Origin of the sequence: Sphingomonas sp. BAUL-RG-20F-R05-02, assembly GCF_022662305.1 — a bacterium.
Taxonomy (GTDB): Bacteria; Pseudomonadota; Alphaproteobacteria; order Sphingomonadales; family Sphingomonadaceae; genus Sphingomonas.
The window spans coordinates 126,410-145,711 of sequence record NZ_JAKNQH010000008.1; the positions used below are offsets into that span (position 1 = coordinate 126,410).

At 64.4% G+C, this 19,302-nt stretch carries 21 protein-coding genes and 1 tRNA gene; 10 read left to right on the forward strand and 12 right to left on the reverse strand.

Translation table 11 applies throughout. From position 1 onward, the window contains the following. Window positions 1–16 precede the first annotated feature (16 nt). Window positions 17–92, forward strand: a tRNA-Thr gene (locus L8F97_RS16430). Between the two features lie 2 nt (window positions 93–94). Here L8F97_RS16430 and L8F97_RS16435 read toward each other — a convergent pair. Further along, window positions 95–928 (reverse strand): tyrosine-type recombinase/integrase, encoded by an 834-nt coding sequence (locus L8F97_RS16435; RefSeq protein ID WP_242152707.1) that lies wholly within the window; start codon window positions 926–928, stop codon window positions 95–97. A 604-nt stretch (window positions 929–1,532) separates the two neighbouring features. On the opposite strand from L8F97_RS16435, the gene L8F97_RS16440 reads away from it, so the two are divergent. Continuing rightward, window positions 1,533–2,015: a substrate binding domain-containing protein gene (locus tag L8F97_RS16440; protein WP_277925035.1), complete on the forward strand. Its 483-nt coding sequence runs from the start codon at window positions 1,533–1,535 to the stop codon at window positions 2,013–2,015. Here L8F97_RS16440 and L8F97_RS16445 read toward each other — a convergent pair. From L8F97_RS16445 to L8F97_RS16455, 3 genes are read right to left on the reverse strand one after another with little or no spacing between them, the layout of a single operon-like run. Further along, window positions 2,001–2,882 carry an SDR family oxidoreductase gene (locus tag L8F97_RS16445; RefSeq protein ID WP_242152710.1) on the reverse strand — a complete coding sequence of 294 codons (882 nt, stop codon included), beginning with the start codon at window positions 2,880–2,882 and terminating at the stop codon, window positions 2,001–2,003. The two genes, L8F97_RS16440 and L8F97_RS16445, sit on opposite strands and share 15 nt — an antisense overlap. A gap of 16 nt (window positions 2,883–2,898) precedes the next feature. Further along, complete coding sequence (locus L8F97_RS16450; RefSeq protein WP_242152714.1) at window positions 2,899–3,729, reverse strand: DODA-type extradiol aromatic ring-opening family dioxygenase; 831 nt, start codon at window positions 3,727–3,729, stop codon at window positions 2,899–2,901. Window positions 3,730–3,789: 60 nt separating this feature from the next. Continuing rightward, on the reverse strand, window positions 3,790–4,473 hold the full coding sequence (locus L8F97_RS16455) for an FMN-dependent NADH-azoreductase (RefSeq protein ID WP_277925027.1): 684 nt from the start codon (window positions 4,471–4,473) through the stop codon (window positions 3,790–3,792). Between the two features lie 18 nt (window positions 4,474–4,491). Between L8F97_RS16455 and L8F97_RS16460 the strand changes: the two genes are divergently transcribed. Next, window positions 4,492–4,911 (forward strand): winged helix-turn-helix transcriptional regulator, encoded by a 420-nt coding sequence (locus tag L8F97_RS16460; protein ID WP_242152716.1) that lies wholly within the window; start codon window positions 4,492–4,494, stop codon window positions 4,909–4,911. Window positions 4,912–4,963: 52 nt separating this feature from the next. On the opposite strand, the gene L8F97_RS16465 is transcribed toward L8F97_RS16460, so the two are convergent. After that, entirely contained in the window at window positions 4,964–5,887 is a 924-nt protein-coding gene (locus tag L8F97_RS16465; RefSeq protein WP_242152719.1) for a LysR family transcriptional regulator, read from the reverse strand. Between the two features lie 87 nt (window positions 5,888–5,974). Between L8F97_RS16465 and L8F97_RS16470 the strand changes: the two genes are divergently transcribed. Together L8F97_RS16470 and L8F97_RS16475 are read left to right on the forward strand one after the other, a co-directional pair. Beyond that, on the forward strand, window positions 5,975–6,433 hold the full coding sequence (locus L8F97_RS16470; protein ID WP_242152722.1) for an ester cyclase: 459 nt from the start codon (window positions 5,975–5,977) through the stop codon (window positions 6,431–6,433). Beyond that, window positions 6,430–7,005: an NADP-dependent oxidoreductase gene (locus tag L8F97_RS16475; protein WP_242152725.1), complete on the forward strand. Its 576-nt coding sequence runs from the start codon at window positions 6,430–6,432 to the stop codon at window positions 7,003–7,005. Before L8F97_RS16470 ends, L8F97_RS16475 begins: the two co-directional genes overlap by 4 nt. A 76-nt stretch (window positions 7,006–7,081) precedes the next feature. Here the strand turns inward: L8F97_RS16475 and L8F97_RS16480 are convergent, their stop codons facing one another. The 3 genes from L8F97_RS16480 to L8F97_RS16490 all read right to left on the reverse strand — a co-directional run bounded on the left by L8F97_RS16480 (window position 7,082) and on the right by L8F97_RS16490 (window position 9,065). Then, window positions 7,082–7,912, reverse strand: coding sequence for a 23S rRNA (adenine(2030)-N(6))-methyltransferase RlmJ (locus tag L8F97_RS16480; protein ID WP_242152728.1), 831 nt, complete (start codon window positions 7,910–7,912; stop codon window positions 7,082–7,084). Between the two features lie 184 nt (window positions 7,913–8,096). Then, window positions 8,097–8,417 carry a hypothetical protein gene (locus tag L8F97_RS16485; RefSeq protein ID WP_242152731.1) on the reverse strand — a complete coding sequence of 107 codons (321 nt, stop codon included), beginning with the start codon at window positions 8,415–8,417 and terminating at the stop codon, window positions 8,097–8,099. 195 nt (window positions 8,418–8,612) lie between these two features. After that, window positions 8,613–9,065: a hypothetical protein gene (locus tag L8F97_RS16490; RefSeq protein ID WP_242152733.1), complete on the reverse strand. Its 453-nt coding sequence runs from the start codon at window positions 9,063–9,065 to the stop codon at window positions 8,613–8,615. 161 nt (window positions 9,066–9,226) lie between these two features. Here L8F97_RS16490 and L8F97_RS16495 point away from each other — a divergent pair, with 161 nt between their 5' ends. Further along, window positions 9,227–10,510 carry a mechanosensitive ion channel family protein gene (locus L8F97_RS16495; RefSeq protein WP_242152736.1) on the forward strand — a complete coding sequence of 428 codons (1,284 nt, stop codon included), beginning with the start codon at window positions 9,227–9,229 and terminating at the stop codon, window positions 10,508–10,510. Between the two features lie 283 nt (window positions 10,511–10,793). Here L8F97_RS16495 and L8F97_RS16500 read toward each other — a convergent pair whose 3' ends face one another. Beyond that, window positions 10,794–11,783 carry an amidohydrolase family protein gene (locus L8F97_RS16500; protein ID WP_242152740.1) on the reverse strand — a complete coding sequence of 330 codons (990 nt, stop codon included), beginning with the start codon at window positions 11,781–11,783 and terminating at the stop codon, window positions 10,794–10,796. A 225-nt stretch (window positions 11,784–12,008) separates the two neighbouring features. Between L8F97_RS16500 and L8F97_RS16505 the strand changes: the two genes are divergently transcribed. The 3 genes from L8F97_RS16505 to L8F97_RS16515 all read left to right on the forward strand — a co-directional run bounded on the left by L8F97_RS16505 (window position 12,009) and on the right by L8F97_RS16515 (window position 16,945). Continuing rightward, a complete protein-coding gene (locus L8F97_RS16505; protein ID WP_242152743.1) occupies window positions 12,009–12,422 on the forward strand; it encodes a DUF2946 family protein in 414 nt (137 codons plus the stop codon). 83 nt (window positions 12,423–12,505) lie between these two features. After that, window positions 12,506–14,557 (forward strand): TonB-dependent receptor, encoded by a 2,052-nt coding sequence (locus L8F97_RS16510; protein WP_242152746.1) that lies wholly within the window; start codon window positions 12,506–12,508, stop codon window positions 14,555–14,557. Window positions 14,558–14,788: 231 nt separating this feature from the next. After that, window positions 14,789–16,945, forward strand: coding sequence for a xanthine dehydrogenase family protein molybdopterin-binding subunit (locus L8F97_RS16515; RefSeq protein WP_242152749.1), 2,157 nt, complete (start codon window positions 14,789–14,791; stop codon window positions 16,943–16,945). An 8-nt stretch (window positions 16,946–16,953) separates the two neighbouring features. Here L8F97_RS16515 and L8F97_RS16520 read toward each other — a convergent pair whose 3' ends face one another. From L8F97_RS16520 to L8F97_RS16530, 3 genes are read right to left on the reverse strand one after another with little or no spacing between them, the layout of a single operon-like run. Beyond that, the gene (locus tag L8F97_RS16520; RefSeq protein WP_313932023.1) at window positions 16,954–17,298 is read right to left on the reverse strand and encodes a DUF393 domain-containing protein; all 345 of its coding nucleotides are present in this window, start codon (window positions 17,296–17,298) and stop codon (window positions 16,954–16,956) included. Next, window positions 17,295–17,825: a TspO/MBR family protein gene (locus tag L8F97_RS16525; protein WP_242152752.1), complete on the reverse strand. Its 531-nt coding sequence runs from the start codon at window positions 17,823–17,825 to the stop codon at window positions 17,295–17,297. The genes L8F97_RS16520 and L8F97_RS16525 overlap by 4 nt, the downstream gene beginning before the upstream one ends. Then, window positions 17,822–18,070, reverse strand: coding sequence for a glutaredoxin domain-containing protein (locus tag L8F97_RS16530; RefSeq protein WP_242152755.1), 249 nt, complete (start codon window positions 18,068–18,070; stop codon window positions 17,822–17,824). The genes L8F97_RS16525 and L8F97_RS16530 overlap by 4 nt, the downstream gene beginning before the upstream one ends. A 193-nt stretch (window positions 18,071–18,263) precedes the next feature. Between L8F97_RS16530 and L8F97_RS16535 the strand changes: the two genes are divergently transcribed. After that, the gene (locus L8F97_RS16535) at window positions 18,264–19,250 is read left to right on the forward strand and encodes an aldo/keto reductase (RefSeq protein ID WP_242152758.1); all 987 of its coding nucleotides are present in this window, start codon (window positions 18,264–18,266) and stop codon (window positions 19,248–19,250) included. Window positions 19,251–19,302 lie beyond the last annotated feature (52 nt).

Here is a 19,302-nt window from a genome sequence, read left to right on the forward strand (position 1 = left end):
CCGCCGATCACCAGATGCCGCTTTAGCTCAGTTGGTAGAGCATCGCATTCGTAATGCGGGGGTCACAGGTTCGAGTCCTGTAAGCGGCACCATCCTAAGACATTGATTTTGAGTTTTTTGGCTTGCAGTGCGTCGGGCGCTCGCCAGATCGATGATTCTGGTATCGCAAGTGCGCATCGGTGTGCCGACCGACGTCGGCCCAGAATGATTCTACGCCATCAATGAAGTCGCCCAGATACTCGGGTCGAAGGTGGCGATAATGCTTCTGATTGGTTCCCAGGCCTCGGTGGCCCGCCGCCGTCTCGATCTGGGCCTCGGGCACGCCGCGCCGGTGCATCTCAGTGCTTGCGGTGTGCCGGAGCGTATTGGGAGACCCGAGGCCGACGAGCTTCGGTCGAGGCGCGGTCTCGCCGAGCTTACGTCGAGGCGGTAGCCAGAGCGGAGCACCGGTCTTGTCTGTCGCTTGGCCACACGGTCTGGCCGCGATCAGGGTCTTCTCGAACGCGGTCTTGATGCTATCCACTGGCACTAAATTGAAGCCTTGTGCGCCGGTCACCGGGTCGGTGCACGGTTTGCGCCATTGGATCGCTCGCCCGCGGTGAGTCTCGAGCCAAGGCGCGAGCGTGGGGCAGACCGGAACGATCGAGCGGCGCTTCTTGGTCTGCTGGCGCCCAGGCGCGTTGAAGTAGATTCGACCGTCCCGGACCTGCGTGTCTTTGTCGAGCTCCAGAACTGCCTCAACGCGAGCGTTGGTGCTCAACATGACCATAACGAACATGTGGATGTGGTGGCGCTGCTCGCAGGCCCAAGCCGCATCGAGAAGCGCGGCGACCTGCTCGACCGTGTATACGAGGTGCGTGGTTCGCTTTTCTCGCGGACGTCTGGAACGAAGGGAGCCGACGTGATCATGTTGTGCTTCCGTGCCCAATCAGGGGCTGTCGCAAGGCCGCTGTGTCCCGGGAGACGGTGGCGGGACTCACGCCGTGTGCACGACGCCAAAGATGGAAACCCCCGACCAGCACGATGGTGATGTCGGCAACCGTCGGCGGTCCAAGCAGCCGGCCAGCCGCTTGTTCCATCGCAAAGAAAGACAGCCGGTGTGCGCCGCCGTTCGCGTAACGCACGGGATCAGAGAGCTTGGGCTGCGCATGCTGGAGTAGCCAGTCAGCCATGAGCTTCTCGACACAACAACCTCGATTGGAGCCTGCACCGGACTTTGCGACGCGAGGTAGTGCTCGGGTAGTGCATCGCTCGCTTCTTTGGGCGGCTGATCTGGGCTACCGCCGCCGATGCCAATCGACTTGCGGCATGTCCGACGCCCTCCACTTGCGCCGCCGTCATACCAGCAGATGTTCCAGTCGTCTCTGTCTGCGCGACATCACAGCCAGAAAGAACCGAGCTGGTGCCGGGTGCGACCGCCGTTCTTACTGGTTCGTTGTCCTGCTGACACAGTGCGTTCAGTTCCTTTCGTCGGCGGTGGCGATGGCGTTGTAGATGGGGTACGAATTGGCGACCTGTAGGACTCGCGGCTGCTGTCGTGTCGGCTGACACCGTACCGGCTCTGCTGTTTCGCTTCGCCCGACTATCTCGCGTCACGCGGCACACCGGCCCATCCTGACAACTTGAAAGATCATGATACCGTCAACCTGCGCTACCAGAGCACAGGACAGGCGTACCGATGGCTATTCCGGATGGGCGACCGCGAGGTCGAGGTGGTGCCGTCTTCCGGCATCACCGTTGATGCGAGCGAGGCGCTGGTCGCGACAGTTGTTGCAGGAGGAGGCATCGCCATGCTCGCCACGTTCATCGCGGCGCCGCACGTCAAACGAGGAGAGCTGGTTCCGGTTCTTTCCGGCTTTGCCGTCGAACGTCGCAACATCACGGCGCTCTGGCCCGAAAGCCGGCGGGCCAACCCGGCCGTTCGCGCCTTCCTCGCCATGGTGCAGGGCTTGTCGACCGAAGGTTCGGCGAACGGAGCCCATTCCGGCCTTATGCCTCACTCAGGGCTGGAGTAGCTCCAGATCGTCCAGCAGGCGGGCGTGCGTGGGTTGCCAGCCAAGCACCTCCCGCGTCTTGCGGCTGGACGATGGCTGGTCCGCCGAAAAGATCGGACCGAGAACGCCGAACGCCTCCGATGACACCGACTGCACAGGCAGGCCCAGCCGACGGCCGATGACCGTAGCGATATCGCGAACCGCATCGCCCTCGTCGTCGACCGCATGCCATGCCGTGCCCGGATCCGCGCGCTCGAGTACGATACGGAACAACGACGCCGCATCGCGCGCGTGGACCGCTGGCCAGCGCTGCGAACCGTCGCCGGGATACCCCGATACCTGGGTCCGCCGGGCGATATTAGTGAGAAGCCCGGCGAAGCCGCCTTTCCCCTCGTTGTGCACCGTTCGAGGCAGGCGCACGGCCGCGCTTCGCACGCCGCGCGAGGACAAGTCCAGCAACGCCATTACGGCGCGCCCGCGGCCGCTCAGTGGTCCTTCAATGACCGAGGGATCCTCCTCTGTCGACACGCGTCCGTTCAGGACCGGCGTACCCGACACGGCGACGATGGGGCGGCCGCTGCCGATCAGGGCTTCACCCATTGCCAGCAACGCCGCGCCTTCTTCTGCCACGGACCTCGACAACGCCTCTGGACTGCTGAAATCGTTCGAAAACGCCAAGTGAATGACGCCATCGGCTTCGGCGGCGGCATGGCTAAGAACCTCAATGTCTCCCAGTGCCCCATGCACCGGAACCGCGCCGGCGTTCGCAGCGGCAGCAGCCGCCGCGTCCGATCGGGTGAGCGCCAGAACGGCATGACCATGCCCGATCAGTTCGGCTACGACGGCGGAGCCGACCAGGCCGGTTGCGCCGGTTACGAAAACACGCATGAGGCTTCTCCTATATTCAGTTGTGCATAATTACCGGTTCGCCAAACCGATAGCTTGATGCCGTGATGGCGCCCATGAAGGCAGTCTCGTGATAGACGCGGGTGCCGGCATCGTTTCCGGCCGCACCGGCGACGACCATCAGCGGAATGAGGTGATCCTCGCGCGGGTGAGCAGCGCGGGCAGCGGGCGCACTCGTCCAGTCGAGCAGGAGATCTTGGCGCTCTTCCGGCGAGGCATGGACCAGCGTCTCGTTGAGCCACCCGTCGAAACTCGCCGAAGCCTGCTTGCCGGCACCGCGGATGATGCTGCGAGTGTCGTGGAAGCTGAAGCCGCTGCCGACGACCAGCACACCCTGGTCGCGCAAGGGAGCGAGCAGTTCGCCGACGCGGATGTGCTCTGCGGGATCAAAGTCGGCTTTCATGGCGAGTTGTACGAGGGGCAGCGTCGCCTCGGGATACAGGATATGCATCAGCGAGAAGGTGCCATGGTCATACCCGCGACGCGGATCTAGCCCCGTCTCGACGCCGCCACGCTCCAGCATCGCTCTGGCGGTCTCAGCCAGTCCCGGCTCACCGGGCGCGTCGTAGCGGATGCGGTAGGTGTGCTCCGGAAAGCCCGAATAGTCGTAGAGCATTGGCGGTCGGGCCGCGGAGGACAGAAGGAACCGGTCGGCCTCCCAATGCCCGGAAATCATTAGCACGGCGCGCGGCATTTCGCCCAGCTCCTGGCGCACCTCCTGAAGGGATTGCTCCAGCCGGTCGTATACGCCCGGTCGCCAGTCCTTGAGCCATGGCCAAGGGCCGCCGCCATGGGAAAGGAAATAAGTCGGCAGTCGGTGCTCAGCCATGGTCGCGAGTCCAATGAGATGGGAACCGCCCGGCCGGCTGCGCCGACCGGGCGGATCGGGTCAGGCCGACAGGCGCTGTACGGCGGTACGGGCCTTTTCGACTGCCTCCTCGCGCTTGTCGGGGTTGTTGAGGCCCTCAGCCACGACGGTCTCGATATCGGTGATGCCAATGAACCGCAGCGCGGTGCTCAGAAGCGACTCTGCGTGTTCGGCAGCCTTGAAGGCGGATTCTTCACCGTAGTAACCTCCACGCGCGATCGCGAAGATGACGCGCTTGCCGCCGGCGAGGCCCTCGGGGCCATTCGGGCCGGGCTTGAAGGTGGTGCCGGGAATGATGATCCGGTCGATCCAAGCCTTCAGCTCGGAGGGCAGCGTGAAATTGTACATCGGCACGCCGATCACGACGGTGTCCGCCGCCAGGAACTCGGCCAGGATGGCGTCACTGGTGTCGCGCTTCGCCTGTTGTGCGTCATCCAGCACCGGCACCGCTTTCGAGATCGGATGGGCGGAAGGTGCCGTGACGGCGGTGAAATGCGGCAGGTCCTCCGCCACGATGTCGCGGTAGGTTACGTCGTGCTGACCGTTGCCAACAAGCTGCTGGACGACGAGCTTGGTCAGTTCGCGGGACACCGAGCGGGGGCCGGTGATGCTGCTATCGATATGAAGGATTTTCATGAAGCGGGTTCCGATTGTTGCGTCGGTTATGGTATGTGCCTGCTCGGAAGACGCCGCAAGAACGCACATTTTTGATACCGGAGGCACATGAATGTGACTGAAACGCTCGACGAAGCGTTGCCAACAGCGCGTGAAGCGCGCTCCTGCCTCAAGGTCACGCAGGTGCTGAGCCGCGTCGGCGACAAATGGACCGTGCTGGTCATCATCATGCTGCGCGAGCGTCCCTACCGATTTAATGAACTGAAGCGCGGGATCGATGGCATCTCACAGCGGATGCTCACGCTGACGCTGCGAAACATGGAGCGGGATGGCCTCGTCACCCGAACGGTCACGCCATCCATACCACCCCGCGTCGACTATGAGCTCACCGAGGTCGGCACATCACTGGCAGGGCCAGTCAAGATACTTGGCGACTGGGCGTTCCGGAACCTCAAGCACATCGCCATTTCGCAGGCCGCATATGATGCGCGCAACGATCCGCCTCGAAGTCCTGCGCCTACACCATGAGAGCGCCGAACCGCTCGCGTCTGGTATAGCGAGCGGCTCTCATGTTTCGACATCAGCCTGATGGATGGCAGATCGGCAGGTCTGCGATCGTCTCGCGCATCCACCGCTGCACTGGATGCGCGTCGTTACGCCGATGCCAGGACATGACAAAGGACACCGGCCCAAGATCGAGGGGCGGCGGGAAGATGGCGAGCCGATTGCGGCTGCCAGAATCCATGACGATACCCTTCAGCACGGTGGCGATCATGTCCGAGGCGGCAACAATACCAGGCGCGGCGTGCATCTGCGGTAGGCTGAGTGCGATCCGCCGACGCTTGCCTTTCGCTGCCAGCACGGCATCGACCTGCCCGAACCGGTCACCTTCGGGGGAGACGAGAAGGTGGGACAGGCCGAGAAAGGCTGCCAGATCGAGCGGCTGCGATGCGGCGGGATGGTCGCGGCGCAGGATGCAGACGAAGCGATCCTCGAACAAGGGGCGGGTCAGGATACGGCCGCCCGCTCCCTGCCGGGCTGGCACCCCGATGGTAAGATCGGCTTCACCGCCGTCGAGCAGGGACACGGCATTGTCGCGGTGCGTGTAGGCGTTAATCCGCAAGGTCACGCCCGGAGCGACCGCCCGCAGCCTGTCGGTCAAATGCGGCAACAGCACGATGGCCGGGTGGTCGGACAGCGCGAGCGTGAAGCTCTGCGTGGACGTGGCGGGCTCGAAGCGTTGCGTGAAGTCCAGCGTACGGCGTATCTCCGCCAGCGCCCGGCCGAGCGGTTCGGCGAGTTCCGTTGCGCGCTGCGTCGGTTGCAGGCCGGAGGGGCCGCGCACGAACAGCTCGTCTCCGAACAGTGCCCGCAGCCGGGCGAGCGCTGCGCTCATCGCCGGCTGGGTCCGGCCGGTGCGTTTGCCGGCACGCGTGACGTTGCGCTCAGCCATGAGCGCGTCGAACGCGACCAGCAGGTTCAGATCGATCCCATGCAAATCCATGGGGATGATGTTGCCATATACTCACTATCGATTTCAACGATGCGTGTGCGCAACTTAGTTTGCGGTCATCCACGAAGGAGACGGAACATGGCGCATACGACCGCCGCAATCAGCGGCACCCTGAGCGAGGAGGACCGGACCGCGATCGAGACGCTGTACCGCGCCTTTTCCGAACATAATCCCGATCTGCTTGACCAGGCCGTCACGACCGATTGGCGAGACATTCCGCTCGCGCCAGGCCAGCAGCCCGGCCGCGAAGGCATGAAGCCGTTGATCCGGGTGTTCAGTGCCGCCTTCCCTGACGCGAAGGTCACGGTGCATGAGATCATCGGCGCCCCCGGTCGGGCCGGCGTGCGGGCGGAGATCACGGGTACGCACAAGGGCGAGTGGTTCGGCGTCGCGTCGACCGGCCGCACTTTCACGCTGCCGATCCACGAGTTCCACCATACCGAGAACGGCCGGGTGACGCACACCTGGCACATGGAGGATTGGTTCGGCTGGCTGCATCAGATGGGCGCCATGGGTGCGCCTGAGGAGAATGCATGATGAAGGCGTTTCAGCTCAGCGGCTATAAGGCCGATCCCGCATTTAACGAGGTCGACACGCCGCAGCCCGGTACTGTAGAGGTGCTGGTGCGCGTCGCCTGCGCGGCGCTCAACCCACTCGACGTAAAGCTCCGGAGCGGGGCGATACACGGCGACTTCCCGCTCACCTTCCCGGCGACCGTTGGCACCGACCTCAGCGGCACGGTCGAAGCGCTTGGCGCCGATGTGACCGGCTGGACAATCGGTGACCGCATCGTGGCACGCACCGCGCCGACCAGCAGCGGTGCCATGGCCGAGTTCGCACGCGTGCCGGCGGACCAACTTGTGAAGCTGCCCGATGCGATCGGCTTCGACGATGCCGCTGGTATCCCGACGGCGGCGGGCACGGCATGGCAGGCGCTGTTCGAGGTGGCGGAGCTGAAGGCCGGGCAGACTGTCCTTATTCATGCCGGTGCGGGCGACGTCGGCAGCTTCGCTATCCAATTCGCCCGTGGCGCTGGCGCGCGTCATCGCCACGGCATCAGGCGAGGGCATCGCGATCGCCCAATAACTCGGTGCGAACACCGTGATTGAGCCTTGCGAGATGCTCTGTATAGAACCAGCAGCGGGCAACTGCTCTTTTCGCAGCAGGAGGCAGTCCCTGTTTACGTCAGCCGCTCACCCAACCGGATGCTATCTCGCCGCTATGTCCCTCCGGCGCCAGCGCGGCACGCAGTCCTTCCAGCATAAGCGGCATCGCCTGCGTGAAGGCGTAGGGCGGATTAACGATATAGAGGCCCGCGCCATTATACATGCCGGGCTGATCGCTGTCGTATAGCCAATGCTCCACCCACAGCATTTTTGGGATGGCCAGTTCGCGTAACCGCTCCTTCCAGCGCCAGTGCGTGGCGCGGTCCTTGAGCGGGTACCAGATTACCGTCACGCCATGCGCCCACTTGCGGTAAGCGGCGGCGAGGGTTGCTGTGATACGTGCGCGTTCGTCGGGCTGCTCGTACGGTGGGTCGACCACCACCACGCCGCGCGCGGTGCGGGGCGGCAGCAGCGCCAGCCAAAGCTCGTAGGCGTCGCGTTCATGCACGGCAGCGGACGTGTCGCGCATCACGCGGCGTAGCGAACGGGCGTCCTCGGGATGTTTCTCGTTCAGGATCAGGAAGTCCTGCGGGCGCAGAAGCTGCGCCAGGATCCGGGGCGAGCCAGGGTAGAGGTGCGGCTCGGGCCCGACATTCACCGCCTGTACGGCGGCGCGGTAGTCGTTCAGCAAGGGGTTCGGATCGGCAAAGGCCTGCAGCACGCCCTGCGTGGCCTCGCCGGTACGTTGGGCTTCATCGCCGCCAAGGTCGTACAGCCCGCAGCCCGCGTGGGTGTCGATCAGGGTCAGCGCGCCCTGTTTTAGCTGCAAGGCCCGCACAAGCGCGATCAGCAGGCTGTGCTTCACGACATCGGCGCTATTTCCAGCATGAAAGGAATGTCGATAGTTCATTGAAATCCGAAATCTGACGGGGTGCCTGTATACGTGCGGGCGCGCACGCCTGACGTTTGAGGCGATCGGGCAACAGCCCGGTAGACGAATACGGTCGGGTGCAAACCTTCAGCGTACGTCGGCGCAATAGTTGAAGCCTGCGATAGCGGCCGTCGGGTGGCAGAGACGCACGGACCCGCGCGCTTCAATTGCCTTCGGCATCGACCGTGAACACCACCGGCTTGCCCCGGGACATCGGCTCCCAACCGGCCGACACAGCGGCGCGCACGCACCGAGCGATCATACCGTCATCGAGTTGAAGCCGACCGCGCGGCAAGCCCTTCAAAAGGCGCTTAGGTGGTGGGAATTCTACCCACGCCTCGCGTTTGGCATCGCGCTGGAGAAGGGCGATCGTCATTCCCCTCCAACCTTCGTCATCCGACTGATGCGGTTCACGCTGGAGGTGCCAATCGTATGTGTCGCCATCGACATCGACAGTGCCGCTGCTGCTTTGAGTTTTCGACATGACGGCAGTTCTACCATACCGGCCCGGCAAAAGCATAGGTTCCGGGCCGGACAGGCTTACGGCTCAAGCGGGCGGGTGTTCAAAATCGATGGCATCCACGCCGATACTAGCGGAACTGAAAACCACGCCGCCGTGTGTCCAGACTTAGCGCTACGGGCAGCACTTCGGATTGCCGCCGCCCTCAAATCAGGTCGGTCAAGATGTCTGATCCCGCAGCCGGGCAGCCTGTTCACGCCATCCCTCCCGCACGATCGTTCCCCTCGTCCTGCCCAGCCTGTTTTCTAGGTCGCCAAGCTCGGTATCCGACAGCCTCGCGACGTCGCTATACGTCGTCAGCCCCTCGCGCTTCAATGCCTCGGCACTGTCCGGCCCGACACCATTGATCAGCGTGAGATTGTCACCAAGCGCGGTGCTGCCCCAATGCGGATGATTGCGGGTCTGATGTTCCAGTTCGCCAACCCGGCGGTTCGCCTCGGCAAGCTGTGCTTCGGCCGCTTCTCGTTGCCGGTGTTCAATCTCAAGCTGACGCCGTAGCGGCTTGGTCCGGGGACTTAGAAGAACGCCCACGATGATACCGATCAGAAAAATCAGTCCGAGCACGACCAATTGGTTGAAATCGAAATTCAGATGGTTGGGATCAAACTTCATCGTGGCCTCCTTTGTTGATTTGGTTGCAATGCGGAGATTGATGCGAAAAGGCCGATAGTGGTTCGCCCCGATGCCGGCGAGCCGCGGATAGCGCCTGACACCCCGGAGTTCTCTATCGCGACTATCTAACATCAGACAAACGCTTTCGAGGGGGAGAACCGATGAACTGGCAGAGATGGCTTCAAGACTGGGGGATCCGCGTTCCGAACGCGCCCGATTTTGTATCGCTCGTTCTGGCTGCCGTGCTGGTGATCGGCGCTTTTACGGTCGGCTGGTTCCTGGGCGGCTGGCTCTGTGAACCGATCGGCGCGGCGATCCGGCGCTGGACCGGACGCGAGAACGCTTACGGGAGCAAGATCGCCCAGTCGGTCGTCAATTACGGCGTCGTTACGCTGATCCTGCTCGTTGCCAGCAATGCCGGCCAGTTCAGCCCGCTCAGCCTGCTGATCTTGGCAGTTGGTATGGGTATAGCCGTCGCCGCTCTCGCATTCAGGATCGCCAGGGCGTCAGGGATCGGTGAGGCTGTCGCAGGTGTCCTGACGGTTGTCGCGTTCGTGGCGGCCACGGCGGGCACCCTCGGCGGAATGCAGCCGCTCACTGCCGGGCTGAACGGTGTCGGCCTGGATGTCGGCACGCATCGGATCACGCTGCTCAGTGTCGCCAACTTCGTGGTCGTGGTTGCGGTGCTCTACCTCGCCGCGCGACTTGCCAATCGCGTCGTGCTCCACTCGATCGGCAGGATGAAGGCGCTCGACGTCTCGCAGCGCGCTCTCCTGCAAAAGCTCGCCAGCATCCTCGTGATCGTCGTCGCGGCGCTGCTCGGCATCGATATCCTCGGTATCGACCTGACCGCGCTCACCGTCTTTTCCGGTGCAGTGGGGCTTGCGATCGGGTTCGGGCTACAGAAGACGTTCGGCAACCTGATCGCCGGCCTGATCCTGCTGATGGACAGGTCGGTCAAGCCCGGCGACGTCATCGTGGTCGGCGACACGTTTGGCGCGGTCACCAAGATCGGGGTGCGCGCTGTCTCCGTCGTCACGCGCGATGGCAAGGAACACCTGATCCCCAACGAACAGCTCATGACTGATCCGGTCGAGAACTGGTCGTATTCCAGTCGCAACGTACGCATTCATATCAAGGTAGGTGTCGGTTACGACAGCGACCTTCCGCTGGCGCAGCGACTGATGATCGAGGCGGCGACTGCCTCTCCTCGGGCGTTGAAAGAGCCCAAGCCGGCAGTGTGGCTGACCGGGTTCGGCGATAGCTCGGTCGATCACGAGATTTTGGTGTGGATCACCGATCCCGAGTCCGGCGTCGGCAATGTGCGTTCCGACGTGCTCAATCGACTATGGGTGTTGTTTAAAGACAATAATATCGAGATCCCCTTTCCTCAGCGGGATATCCATATCCGCAACCAGCCTAACAATGCGGCTGGTGAAGCATAACAAACGGAGACGACAGGGTTCTCTCGTCCGGCGCGGAAAAGAGTATGAAAGTCGCTGCTATTGCAATCTGTGGGGCTTAGGGGTTCTGATCTTGGGTAGCGTCACGGGCAGCGGCGCGGGGTACGGTGTCGCTTCCCGCTAGTCGGAGCTACGATTACAGCGCATTCGCCTGCTGACGATCAGCTTTCCAGTACATTGATCGCAGAACAGCGGACGTCGGGCGCCTGTTCAGCTTGGCTCGCCGATAATGTCATCTTCGGCTCAGCGCGCGATACTGTGCAACCTAGATGCTGGCCATCCCGGTTAGTCGTTCCCAGTTCGCGAACGCGAGACCACGTCGCGTCGCATCATCCAGGTCGACGGTTTCGAGGAACCGCCGCGGCTCGCCGCCGGGGCGATACTGATAGGGAAAGTCGGTCGAGAAGAGCAGACGATCCGGCCCGACGATGTCCAGGCAGCGCCGCAGGTAGGGTTCGCTCCACATGCCGCTGCCCGTGACGTAGAGATTGCGACGGGCATAATCGCCCAGCGGCCGGCCAAGCTCGAGAGCGCGGCTTATCACGGCCGCCGTGCGCTCAAGGTAGAACAGCACCACCTCGCCCCAATGACCCAGAATGATCTGAAGATCGGGCAACTCGTCGAAAACGCCCGCCGCCGCGAGCCGCACCCATTCCAGTCCTGCTTCGTAATGCCAGCCCAGGCCGAAAGCGGCGAGTGCGAGGTCGGCCCGTTCGCTTACGCCAGAGTAGTTGGCCTCGCGCACCGCTGGCGCCGGCGTCTGGGGATGGATGAAGAGCGGGACGCCAAGCTCCGCAGCCTTCGCCAACATAGGCCTGAGCGCGGGATGATCGAGATGCCGCTCGCGCGTGCGTCCGCACAGCAACGCTCCCTTGAGGCCGAGTTCACGGACCGCCCGCTCCAGCTCTCGCGGGGCAGAATCCGGGTCGGCGGTGGGCAGAGCCGCAAACCCTTGAAAGCGGCTGGGATGACGGGCGCACGCATCCGCGATCAGATCGTTGACCCGGCGGGCCTCCTCCACGGCCCGAACAGGCTCCAGATTATGAAGCCCCGGCGTGGTCAGCGACAGCACCTGCACGTCGACGCCCTGCTCGTCCATCATCGCCAGACGATTTTCGCCGAGATCGGCCAGACGCTCGCCCGTTTCCCCACCGTCAGCGATCGCAGATACGGGGTCATAGGGCGGCGGCGCGGAGGCCCAAGCCTCACGCACGCTGACAGGGAGAATATGTTCTTCAATGGCGATCAGGCGCATATTCGTCTCACATTGGTTTGCGGACAACTGCTGACCACGGCGCAAGGTTTCCGGCGTCCGTGTCAGCCCCGCATGCGCAACGGTGAGCCCCGCCCGTTCGTCTCGCAGGGCAGCAGCGGCGGTGCCGGGCAACGCTCTGGCGTCGCCCTTGCTTCATCTGTGCTGCGTGTCAGATTACGTGATCTGGTGCGTGACACGGCATGCTTGCTGCGATAGCTGTCACGCGTGATCGTCATACGGCAGCTTCTCGCGTACCGTTGCTTTGCCGCGCTGATCTGCGTGGCGACGCTGCTGCTGAAGCTGATCGTACCCACCGGCTTCATGATCCAAAACGATCATAGCCGCGTGCAAATCGTCCTTTGCTCCGGCACCACATCCAGCGAGATGACGCTTGGTATGCCGGGGATGCACGCCGACCGTACCGGCCACGGCACATCCAGTAACCACGGCAAGGCGGAAATGCCCTGCGCGTTCGTCGGCCTGTCAGCGGCGATGGCAGGCGTGACCGATCCTGTCTTGGTCACCGCCCTCGTCGCCTTCATCATGGCGACTGGGCTCGCCGCGACAGCACTGACAAAGGCGGCGGGTGACGCGGTATGGTTGCGCCCACCCTTGCGGGGCCCGCCCGCCGCCCTTTGACGTGTCAGTTCGCGTCCGTTCGCGGGGCGCGCGTTCACATTTTGTGCCCGTCGCTGGTTGGCTGACGGGCAAAGGGTTATGCAATGCAGCATTATTACCTCGTCGTCGGCGTAGCCGTGCCCTGCCTCCTGCTCGCCTGCCCAGCCTCCGCTCAGACCGAGCAGGCCGCAGGCCGCGACATCGTGGTCACCGCTACACGGTCCGCTACCACGCTGGCCGACGTGCCTGCGAGCGTAAGTGTTGTCACAAGCGACCAGATCGAAGGCACGCCGGCACGGTCGATCGAAGACGTATTGCGGCGGGTTCCATCGGTCGACCTGCCCATCGTCAGCTCCAACGAACAGCACCCGACCAACACCATCGTTTCGATGCGCGGGCTGAGCGGGATACGCTCGCTCGTGCTTGTGGACGGCGTGCCGATCAACGACCCCTTCTTCGGCTATGTCCAGTGGAGCGAGGTGCAGCTGGAGACGATCGACCGCGTCGAGGTCGTCCGTGGCGGGGGTGCGCCGCTATGGGGCAACTACGCAATGGGCGGCGTCATCAACATCCTTACCAAGCCGATCGACAAGGATGCACTGGTGGCGGAAGCCGCCGGCGGCAGCCGGGGCGCATACCGGGCGGACGGCCATGGCGCACTGGCGGGGAACGGCTATGGCATCGGAATCGACGGGGGCGTCAACCACAGCGACGGCTATATCGAACAGGTCGAGAGCGCCCGCGGCGCGATCACCGTGCCGACCGGGTCTACCGCCCACAGCGCGGCGCTGTCTGGCAATGCGGACCTGACGTCCAACCTCACTGCCCGCGCGCGGGTGAGCTATTACGACAACGACCAGAACTTCCTGACCCGCCTGAACACCAACCAGCAGCGCACATGGCGTTACACGGGCACGTTGAGCTGGACGCCGAATGCCGGCGGATCGGTCGACCTGACCGGCTTCCACAATGACGAGCGGTTCGTCACCAACAATCCAGGCACGCCCGATGGGTTCGGCGCAAACGATGCGGAATACGTCCAGAACCGGCATTTCACCCGCGCAAGCGACTGGGGGGCATCGTTGGTGTGGAGCCAGACCTTCGCCGGTCCGCTGCGCTCGCTCTCCGCCGGTGTCGACTACCGCGGCGTGCGCGGCAGCGACCATGCGGCCATCTTTGCCGAGACGGGGGTGCAGCTCCGCACCGACACCGGCGCGGGCAACCAGCGCTTCCTCGGAGGCTTCGTTCAGGCGGATGTTCGCCCGTTCGACCGGCTCCAGATGCTGTTCAGCGTGCGCTATCAGGATTTCTACAGCTTCAACGCGGTGGACAATACACCCGGCGGGTCTGGCAACAGCGTACCAAACAGTCACAGCAGCGATGTCGACCCCCGCCTCTCGATCCGCTACCAATTGCCTGCGGGGTTCGCCGTGCGGGGCGCGATCTATCGCGCGTTCCGTGCACCGACGCTCGACAATCTGTACCGTGGCGCATCTGTTCCCGGGTATATCCTCTACAGCAACGCCGGGTTGAAGCCGGAAACGCTGGAAGGCGCAGAGCTGGGGCTGGATCTCAACCGTGGCCCGATCCGCATACAAGCCACGGCCTATACCAGTCGGATCTCCAGTTTCCTGACCTATCGCTACCTGGATCCGGATATGCTTCCGGCGGGTTTCGACATCGGCGCCCGACTTATCAATGCCGGACGCGCGCGCAGTCGCGGTGTTGAGGCGGAGGTGACCTGGCAGGCGGCGCCGTCTTTCGCTGCAACGCTTGCCTATACATATGCGGACTCGATCGTCACCCGAAACCCGGAAGACACCGCCAGCATCGGCATTCAGCAGGCAGGGATTCCAAGGCAGCGGATCAGCGCTTCCGTCGACTGGACCGGCCCGTACGGCATCAAGCTCTCGCCCCGCCTCCGCTATCTGTCACGAACCAACGGCGATCCGGATGGGATCTATCGAACGGATGCGCATTTCATCGCCGATGTCGCCGTCAGCGTGCCGGTACGGCAGGGATTGGAAGGGTTCGTCCAGATCGAGAACCTGTTCGACCGACGCTACATCGGCGTCAACGACGGCTTCACCGCGCCTTTGTATGGCAAGCCGTTTAGCGCGATGGTTGGTGCTAGGCTAAAGCTCGGCAAGCCCTAAGCCGACTGCGGTCGTGCATGTACGACCGGTGCTCATGCAATCCATCATCGATCTGTGAGGTCGGCAACTTTCACGCACTCCAAAAGTTGAAGAAGGAGGTGCCAAGGCTCTGACATCTGCGCAGAACGGTTCCTCCTGCGGCATCCCCTGCTCGACCTGACAGGCGGTGGGCGCGGACGGGGCGTTTAGCCGTCGGAGCAAGCATGCCCGTGGTGTTGAGGATGTAACCTGATGGACGGACAGCAGTCCCGCGATCCCGCCGACGCGATCCTCGGCCGAGCGCAGGTGCGGATCGACGGCCCCGCCAAGGTTTGCGGAGCTGCCGAATTCCCGGGCGACTTCCATCCGCGTGATCTCGCATACGGCGTGCTTGTCACCAGCCCGATGGCGCGGGGGCGGATCGTGCGCATGGACACGTCGGTCGCCCAGCGCAGTCCGGGCGTGCTCGACATCCTGACCTATCGCAACGCCGGCAACGCCGTGGCGCCGGTGGGTCACATGATGGCGGACGGCTGGGCGAACAGCACGCTGCGGCCGCTCGCGTCGTCGGAAATCCATTACGCCGGACAGATCGTTGCGGTGGTCATCGCCGAGACGCTCGAACAGGCGCGGGCGGCGGCGCTGGCGATCCGCATCGGCTATGAAGGCGCGCCGCATGTCGGCGGGCTTGGCGCGACCGGAGCCGTGTCGGAGCCGCTCGCCAGCCTGCGTGCCGGGTATGAGGACCGTCACATCGGCGACTTCACGGGTGCGATTGCCGGGGCGGTCGCCAGCATCAACGTGGCGTATACGACGCCGATCCAGCATCATAATCCCATCGAGCTGCCGGATACGACCTGCGTCTGGAATGGCGACACGCTGATTGTTTACGAACCGACCCGCTTCATCGGCGCGGCACGGAACGGCCTCGCCGCGCAACTCGGCATCGATCCCGCCAAGGTGAGGGTGATCGCGCGGTTCATCGGCGGGCATTTCGGCGCCAAACTCGGCTTGTCGCAGCACACCGTGTTCGCCGCGATCGCCGCGCGTCGGGTGCAGCGCCCGGTGCGGATCGTGGTGAGCCGTCGCGACAATTTCACCATCGCCAACCACCGGACCGAAACGCATCACGCGATCCGGCTTGGCGCGGATGCGGACGGGCGGTTCGTGGCGCTGTCGCATACCGCGACCACGGCGACATCGCGCTTCGACACCTTCGCGATGGAGGGCACCGACGTCAGCACCGCGCTGTACGCCTGCGCCAACATCGCCAGTGAGGAGCGCGTCGCGCGCGTGGACCGCAACACGCCGGGTCCGATGCGCGCGCCGCCGGAGGTGCCATATCTGTTCGCGCTGGAGTGCGCGGTGGACGAACTCGCCCACGCCATGCGGATCGATCCCGTCGCGCTGCGCCGGCGCAACGATACGGCGACCGATCCGGTCACCGGCCACCCCTTCACCACCCGCCCGCTGATGCGCTGCTTCGACGCCGGTGCGGCCGCGTTCGGCTGGGAGCGGCGATCGGCACGACCCGGCGAGACGCGCGACGGGCGGTGGCGGATCGGTCACGGCTGTGCCGCCGCAGCCCGGCCGGCCAAGATCGGCCCGGCGATCATCCGCGTACACCAGACCAGCGACGGCATCGTCCACGTCCAGACCGCGCATCACGAGATCGGCAACGGCCTGTACACGCTGCTGGCGATGGTCGCGTCCGAGCGGCTCGGCGTTCCGCTCGGACGCATCAACGTCGAACTCGGCGACACCGCCCTGCCAGCGGCCGGCATCTCCGGCGGATCGTCGACGACGACCACGCTGGTGAACGCACTTGCCGAGGCGTGCCGGCAGCTTCGCGCGCAGCCATCCGACCGGGCACGCTCCGTCGAAGTCGCCTTCACGCCACCGGGCGCGGAGCCCTCCGCGATCGACGACCTGAAAAAGGGCCATCTGAAGCTGATGAGCACACCCAAAGACCGACTGGCATGGAGCTTCGGCGCGCATTTCATCGAGGTCGGCGTGCATTCCGATACAGGTGAGGTGCGCGTCCGCCGCCACGTCGGCGCCTTTGCCGCCGGCCGAATCATCAATCCGCTGACCACGCGTAATCAGTTGCTCGGCGGCATGATCTGGGGTCAGAGCGCGGCGTTGTTCGAGGGGACCATCGTGGATCCGGCGACGGGCGCCTACCTGAACCGCGACCTCGCCGAATATCTGGTGCCGACCGCTGCGGACATCGGCGAGATGACCGCGATCATGGTCGAGGACGAGGATCAGGCCGTCAACCCGGAGGGCGTGAAGGGACTCGGCGAGATCGGCATAATCGGCGTTAACGCAGCAGTGGCAAATGCCGTTTTCAACGCGACGGGGCGTCGTATTCGGCATCTGCCGATCCGCGTCGAACAGATGCTGTGACGTAGGTTCTAGGGCTTGCCGAACCACCTTTGCAGGCGGGGACGGATGCGGAGGAACCGCAGATATGCCTGCTCCAGCGCGTGCAACACAAGGCGATGTCGCGCCATCAGACCGAGCGGCCGCAGCAGCGGAATCGCGCGCCACATAGCGGCAAACGCGGCCGCGCCGGACAGGAGACGCCCGTCCTCCATCGCATGAAACCGGGCCAGCAGTTCGGCGCGGTCGACCGGGCAGGTCGCAGGCCCGGTCGCATCGACGAAAGCGATCCGTCCGCGGGTATCCAGCCGCCGCATGAGCGCGATCTCGCGGCGACATAGCGGGCAATCGCCGTCGTACCAGACGGAAAGACTCACCGCGTCCGGGCCGGATTATCGCGCCAGATACGCCCGGCCAGCAACGTGGCGAAGCCGAGCCAACCGACGAACGGGACGCCCATCGCCGCAGCCGGCCTGTCCACTTTCGCGGCGGTGGCGACATAGGCGGCGCTGCTCGCCACCATCGCGCCGGACGCCATTGCGCTCGCCGCCAGTCGCTTTTCCCTGAAGAACAGCTCAGTCCAACCGCCTACCATCGCGGTATTCAGCAGCCACAGCCCGACCGCCGCATTGCGCGTCCGGCCGGAAGGCTGCCGCAACAGCCGATAGCCACCGACCGCCAGCCCCGTTTCCAGCACCGGCCACACTGCCCCGAAGACTGCATCAGGCGGCGTGAAGCCGGGCTTGTCGAGCCGGCGATACCAGCGGCGAATACGCGGATGCGTGCGATCCGGCGCATTGCGACGGCCGAGCACGGCACTAGCGCCAAGCACAAGACCGACCGCCGCCAACGCGGCGAGCGGCGCAAGGCCGACGTCAGGCTTGGCAGGTGCGTCCACGCTCATGCCTGCCCTAGATAGCGCTCGAGATCATCGCTGCCGCCGATCCTCTCATCGTTGATGAAAATCTGCGGCGTGGTCGCCACGCCCTGTTCTTCCTCGAACGCGTCCACTTCCGCGCGCGACCGCAGGATGCGATCATCGACCCGGAAGCCCGCATTCTCCAGAATGTCCTTCGCGCGGACGCCGAACGGACACGTATGATCGGGCAGGATCATGCGGTAGAGCGTCGCGGTCTTGTCCTCAGCCATCAGGCACCTCCTCGGGCACGATCGCCCGTGCGGCTACAGCGTTTCAGCGGGCACAGCGTTCCAACGGCACCTGCGCGCTTGGAATGGCGGCATGGATCGATCACGGCACCGCAGAGTTCTCCGGAAAGACAGTAGCATTCCGCCGCTAACCCCCTCCCGCTGCGCCGGATTGCCGGCCGACAAGGACAGACCGATGCAGACCCGCAAACTCGGCCAGCAGGGCCTCGAAGTCTCCGCGCTTGGCCTCGGCTGCATGGGGATGTCCGATTTCTACGGCAGTCGTGACGAGGCCGAGGCGGTGGCGACCATCAACCGCGCGCTCGATCTTGGCGTCACCTTTCTCGATACCGCCGACATGTACGGCGTCGGTGCCAACGAAGAGCTGGTCGGCCGCGTCGTGCGGGAACGCCGCGACTGGATCGTCGTGGCAACCAAGTTCGGCAACGTGCGCGGCGAGGATGGCAGCTTCAAGGGCATCAACGGGCGTCCCGACTATGTTCGCGCCGCCTGTGACGCCAGTCTGAAGCGTACCGGACTGGACTTCATCGATCTCTATTATCAGCACCGCGTCGATCCCGCCGTACCGATCGAGGAGACGGTGGGCGCGATGGCGGAACTGGTGCAGGCGGGCAAGGTCAAGTATCTTGGCTTGTCCGAAGCCGCACCCGCGACGATCCGCCGTGCCCACGCGGTGCATCCGATCACCGCCCTCCAGACCGAATACTCGCTGTGGAGCCGGGATGTGGAGGCCGAAATCCTGCCCGTCTGCCGGGAGCTTGGTATCGGCTTCGTGCCGTATAGCCCGCTCGGCCGTGGCTTCCTCACCGGTCAGTTCAAGACACCGGACGATCTCGACCAGGGCGACAGCCGTCGCAATCATCCCCGCTTTCAGGGCGAGGCGTTCCAGAAGAACCTTGATCTCGTCGCGGCAATTCGCGCGATGGCGGCGGACAAGGGCTACACGCCCGCGCAGCTGGCGCTCGCCTGGGTGCTGGCGCAAGGCAAGGACATCGTACCGATTCCGGGCACCAAGCGGCGGACGTATCTTGAAGACAATCTCAAGGCGCTCGACGTGGTGCTGAGCGCGGCGGATTTCGCCCGCATCGATGGGATCCTGCCGCCGGGCGCGGCGGAGGGGGCGCGCTACCCGCAGGCATCCATGGTCGCCATCGACCGATAGGCTTCACGCGACGGGGCCGGCAGCCGGGGCATGGCGCCCTGCCCTAATTACA

Excerpts from the sequence above, each read along its gene's own strand:
- L8F97_RS16445 (WP_242152710.1), bottom strand. The coding sequence starts at position 2,882 with ATGCGTGTTTTCGTAACCGGCGCAACCGGCCTGGTCGGCTCCGCCGTC.
- L8F97_RS16450 (WP_242152714.1), bottom strand. The coding sequence starts at position 3,729 with ATGGCTGAGCACCGACTGCCGACTTATTTCCTTTCCCATGGCGGCGGC.
- L8F97_RS16455 (WP_277925027.1), bottom strand. The coding sequence starts at position 4,473 with ATGTGCGTTCTTGCGGCGTCTTCCGAGCAGGCACATACCATAACCGAC.
- L8F97_RS16460 (WP_242152716.1), top strand. The coding sequence starts at position 4,492 with ATGAATGTGACTGAAACGCTCGACGAAGCGTTGCCAACAGCGCGTGAA.
- L8F97_RS16465 (WP_242152719.1), bottom strand. The coding sequence starts at position 5,887 with ATGGATTTGCATGGGATCGATCTGAACCTGCTGGTCGCGTTCGACGCG.
- L8F97_RS16470 (WP_242152722.1), top strand. The coding sequence starts at position 5,975 with ATGGCGCATACGACCGCCGCAATCAGCGGCACCCTGAGCGAGGAGGAC.
- L8F97_RS16475 (WP_242152725.1), top strand. The coding sequence starts at position 6,430 with ATGATGAAGGCGTTTCAGCTCAGCGGCTATAAGGCCGATCCCGCATTT.
- L8F97_RS16480 (WP_242152728.1), bottom strand. The coding sequence starts at position 7,912 with ATGAACTATCGACATTCCTTTCATGCTGGAAATAGCGCCGATGTCGTG.
- L8F97_RS16485 (WP_242152731.1), bottom strand. The coding sequence starts at position 8,417 with ATGTCGAAAACTCAAAGCAGCAGCGGCACTGTCGATGTCGATGGCGAC.
- L8F97_RS16490 (WP_242152733.1), bottom strand. The coding sequence starts at position 9,065 with ATGAAGTTTGATCCCAACCATCTGAATTTCGATTTCAACCAATTGGTC.
- L8F97_RS16495 (WP_242152736.1), top strand. The coding sequence starts at position 9,227 with ATGAACTGGCAGAGATGGCTTCAAGACTGGGGGATCCGCGTTCCGAAC.
- L8F97_RS16500 (WP_242152740.1), bottom strand. The coding sequence starts at position 11,783 with ATGCGCCTGATCGCCATTGAAGAACATATTCTCCCTGTCAGCGTGCGT.
- L8F97_RS16510 (WP_242152746.1), top strand. The coding sequence starts at position 12,506 with ATGCAGCATTATTACCTCGTCGTCGGCGTAGCCGTGCCCTGCCTCCTG.
- L8F97_RS16515 (WP_242152749.1), top strand. The coding sequence starts at position 14,789 with ATGGACGGACAGCAGTCCCGCGATCCCGCCGACGCGATCCTCGGCCGA.
- L8F97_RS16525 (WP_242152752.1), bottom strand. The coding sequence starts at position 17,825 with ATGAGCGTGGACGCACCTGCCAAGCCTGACGTCGGCCTTGCGCCGCTC.
- L8F97_RS16530 (WP_242152755.1), bottom strand. The coding sequence starts at position 18,070 with ATGGCTGAGGACAAGACCGCGACGCTCTACCGCATGATCCTGCCCGAT.
- L8F97_RS16535 (WP_242152758.1), top strand. The coding sequence starts at position 18,264 with ATGCAGACCCGCAAACTCGGCCAGCAGGGCCTCGAAGTCTCCGCGCTT.